The following is a 3589-nucleotide window of genomic DNA, read 5'->3' as shown; positions in this document are numbered from 1 at the left end:
TGAGGATTGAGGATTGAGGATTGAGGATTGAGGATTGAGGATTGGATCCTGAGTTAAAGAAACAATGCAACGATACTTATTGGGTCTTCCAGGACATTGCTTCAAAGCATCCCATTCCAGAAATAGCGATCGTTGAATTTCAAATGATTCCGCGGGCCGTAACAGCTAACTAGGATCAGTTTTCTATAGTCTTGCAGATTCTAGGGTTTTCGATCAATCGGATTTCAGAGGGCGGTGACAGTAGTTTAGAAATTCGAACAAAACCTGTCACACTAAGTGCAGAGGTTATTTGGGAGTACGAGCAGCAGCTTACCCTATTAGCAAGGGAACACGGCTTCGAACCGGATGGCTGGGGTTTCAATGGCGTTCCAAGCGCAGACGGCTATCCTAAGGTTTAAGCCATCTCACTAAGTCATATGAGACGACAATACCAACCGTGCGTTCTTTAAGCCGCCAGCCCCTTGGAACCCATCCCCAAAAACTTAACACGACGCGCTTGGACCAACGCCTTGGCGTCCATGCCGTTCAATTCACCAAGCATTTTTTCAATCGCGTTGCTCACGCTGTCCATCGCGCTCAGACGATCACGGTGCGCGCCACCTAAAGGTTCGTCAACAATGCGATCCACGACGCCCAGCTTCTGCAAATCTTGCGCGGTGAGACGCAATGCTTCGGCCGCTTCACGCATTTTCTCGGCATCTTTCCATAGGATTGATGCGCAGCCTTCGGGGGAAATCACGGAGTAGACTGAGTGTTCCAGCATCGCCAATTTGTTAGCCGTCGCAAACGCCACCGCGCCGCCAGAACCACCTTCACCAATGATCACGCTGACCAAAGGCACGCCGATCTGGAGGCACATTTCTGTGGAGCGCGCGATGGCTTCGGATTGACCGCGCTCTTCCGCGCCTTTGCCGGGGTATGCACCGGGGGTGTCGACCAAAGTAATCACAGGCAGGTTAAAGCGGCTCGCCATTTCCATCAAACGGATCGCTTTGCGATACCCCTCAGGACGCGCCATGCCAAAGTTACGCTCAATCCGCGTCGCGGTATCGCTACCTTTGTCTTGGCCAATAACCATGACGGGGCGATCTTTGAAGCGTGCAAGGCCGCCCATAACCGCGTGATCATCAGAAAAGCCGCGATCGCCAGCAAGGGGCGTGTAGCCTGTGAAAATATTCTCGATGTAGTCACTGCAATGGGGACGTTCTGGGTGGCGCGCAACTTGGCATTTGCGCCAAGGGGTTAGATCACCATAAAGATTCACCAGCATATCAGCGGCTTTTTGATCAAGGGCGGCGGCTTCGTCTTCAACATCGGTTTCCTCGTTGGCACGCGCCATAGCGCGCAGCTCTTCAGCTTTGCCTTCAATTTCAGCGAGGGGTTTTTCGAAATCGAGATAGTTCATTGCGCGCTCACATAACTAGAAACTTACCGTCTATATGGCGCGCCACAGCCCCAGATGCAATGCTAGGCCACGCCCATCACACCAGGATACAACGATGCCACTAGCAAAAGCGCCATGGTCCAGTTGAATGCGCGCAGACGCGCGCGGCTGGTCAGGAAACGCACCATTTGTTGTCCCAGAACCGTCCACAACGAAACACTCGGCAAATTCACGATGCCGAAGATCAACGCGACAAGCAGGACCGCTGCAGAGCTTTGATCCGCTGTGTAGGCAGAGATCGAAGTAAGCGCCATAGTCCAAGCTTTGGGGTTCACCCACTGGAACAACGCAGCCTGAATGAATGTAAAAGGGGTACTTTCGCTGGTGACTTTGCTCTTGGGGGCTGCAGCGTTTGCGATTTTCCATGCCAGCCAAAGCAGGTAAAGCACGCTGACGACTTTTAAAATCAGGTGCAGGATCGGGTAGATTTCGAAAACCTGTACCAATCCAGCGCCGACCAGAATGATCATCACTGAAAACCCAATGCTGACCCCTGACATATGCGGGATTGTTTTGCGGAACCCAAAGTTCGCGCCAGACGCCATCAGCATTAGGTTGTTCGGTCCCGGCGTGATCGAGGACACAAATGCGAAAAGGACAAGCGCTAAGAGAAGGTCATAGGTCATGCCCTATCGCTACTTTAGAATTTCGCGCGCGCAAACCGTTTTATTGTACCAACCATTTTGCTTGTGCGCTCAGTGGCCCTCGGAAAGCCCAACCACGATAGGCAACTTTTTCGGTCAACGTGACCTCTTTGAAGCGCGCGAAAAACATCGGTAACGCAACCTCTGCGATCATACAGCGCGACGCCCACGCGCCCGCACAAAAATGTGGGCCTGCTCCAAAAGAGATGGCTTTGGTTGTGTCGCGTGTGACATCAAATTTTTCGGAATTCTCAAAGATGTCTTCATCTCGGTTACCTGAACCGAACATCAAAAACGCCCGATCGTCGGTTTCGAATGTGACGGCGTTGAGCGTGTAGCGCTGCGCGATGCGGCGCGGGGACATGCCGATGGGTGACATCCAGCGTGCGTATTCCTCAAACACGGCCAGCCAAGTGACGTCACCCTTCATCGCCATTTCCAATTGTTCGGGGTGATCCAGTAGCGTCGCAATTGTGCCTGCAATCGCATCAAGGGGTTCGTTTTGTCCGCCTGAGATCGCGAGTTTGATATTTGCGCGAATTTGATCGAGGGGCATGCCTGCTTTCATCGACACAGACAGCAACGACATATCTGGCGCGGCCCTTAGCACTGGGATTTGCGTGTCGATATGTGCATCGATTGAAGCGGTGCAATCGTGGCAGTTGGCCTCAACCGTTTTGTCGCCCGCGTGGTTGGCAATGCCATCGATCATGCCTTGGCTGACACGGTCCATCTCTGCAAAATGCATGTTGGTAAGGCCCGTGATCGCCTTTAGCGCTTCGGCGGAAACGGGCAACGCGTAGTCGCGAACAAGATCACCCTTACCCTGCATTGCAAGGCAATCCAGAATGTCAGTCGTTGCCGCCTCGAACTGGGATTTCCAAACATCGCGAACAGTGCGCGGGGACACGGTCGGAAAGATCGCTTTGCGTTCGGCCAAGTGGGGCGCGCCGTCTTTGCGCATCATGTTTTCACCCATGAGTGTCGTCATCAAACCACCGGGTTGCACGGAACTGAACACATCAATGCACTTTTCTTCACGAAAGATATCATTGCGTCTCGTCAACAAAGTCGCGTTAAATTCTGGTACGTAGGCGACAGGAAAATCACGGCGCATAACGGCAAGGTCAGGATAGGGGTCAACCCAAAATTTGGCGGGATCAATGTGATAAATCGGGGCGTTGGACATAAGACATGCTGCTACTTGGGCCGACCTTGGTCAAGCCATTGCTTTGGGCAGTTCTTCCGCCAGAAAATCAAACACTAACCGGATTTTGCGCGAGGTGTGCAATTCGCGGTGCGTGACCAACCAAGTTGGAAAACTGATCGGCGCGCTATCAGGCAAAAGCGTCACCAGTTCAGGCGAAGCACGCGCAACATCTGCCGACATCGGGGCGATCCCGAACCCTTGTTTCACCAATTCCCAAGCAACCAAACTATTGCCAGAAACAACTTTGAAATGGCTTTCGCTTAGCTCCAAACCTAGTTCACGCAAATGGCC

The 3589-nt window shown here is 52.7% G+C and carries 5 protein-coding genes; 1 reads left to right on the top strand and 4 read right to left on the bottom strand.

Going from position 1 to position 3589, the window contains the following annotated elements:
• The first annotated feature begins 191 nt into the window (after nucleotides 1-191).
• A complete protein-coding gene (locus QZ279_RS15720) occupies nucleotides 192-398 on the top strand; it encodes a hypothetical protein (protein ID WP_366513910.1) in 207 nt (68 codons plus the stop codon).
• A gap of 47 nt (nucleotides 399-445) precedes the next feature.
• Here the strand turns inward: QZ279_RS15720 and QZ279_RS08410 are convergent, their stop codons facing one another.
• The 4 genes from QZ279_RS08410 to QZ279_RS08395 all read right to left on the bottom strand — a co-directional run.
• The gene (locus QZ279_RS08410) at nucleotides 446-1405 is read right to left on the bottom strand and encodes an acetyl-CoA carboxylase carboxyltransferase subunit alpha (RefSeq protein ID WP_293449919.1); all 960 of its coding nucleotides are present in this window, start codon (nucleotides 1403-1405) and stop codon (nucleotides 446-448) included.
• A 62-nt stretch (nucleotides 1406-1467) separates the two neighbouring features.
• On the bottom strand, nucleotides 1468-2070 hold the full coding sequence (locus QZ279_RS08405; protein WP_293449918.1) for a LysE family translocator: 603 nt from the start codon (nucleotides 2068-2070) through the stop codon (nucleotides 1468-1470).
• 40 nt (nucleotides 2071-2110) lie between these two features.
• The gene (locus QZ279_RS08400; protein WP_293449917.1) at nucleotides 2111-3277 is read right to left on the bottom strand and encodes a cytochrome P450; all 1167 of its coding nucleotides are present in this window, start codon (nucleotides 3275-3277) and stop codon (nucleotides 2111-2113) included.
• Nucleotides 3278-3307: 30 nt separating this feature from the next.
• The coding region (locus tag QZ279_RS08395) for a LysR substrate-binding domain-containing protein (protein WP_293449916.1) at nucleotides 3308-3589 on the bottom strand (282 nt) is incomplete at its 5' end.

It is taken from the genome of Planktotalea sp., from assembly GCF_018607965.1.
GTDB lineage: Bacteria > Pseudomonadota > Alphaproteobacteria > Rhodobacterales > Rhodobacteraceae > Planktotalea.
The sequence above is the reverse complement of the archived record's forward strand: the minus strand, read 5'-3'. Positions and strand labels throughout refer to the sequence as shown.

Bases quoted from the DNA above. Each gene is read 5' to 3' on its own strand.
- QZ279_RS08400 (WP_293449917.1), bottom strand. From the start codon at position 3,277: ATGTCCAACGCCCCGATTTATCACATTGATCCCGCCAAATTTTGGGTT.
- QZ279_RS08405 (WP_293449918.1), bottom strand. From the start codon at position 2,070: ATGACCTATGACCTTCTCTTAGCGCTTGTCCTTTTCGCATTTGTGTCC.
- QZ279_RS08410 (WP_293449919.1), bottom strand. From the start codon at position 1,405: ATGAACTATCTCGATTTCGAAAAACCCCTCGCTGAAATTGAAGGCAAA.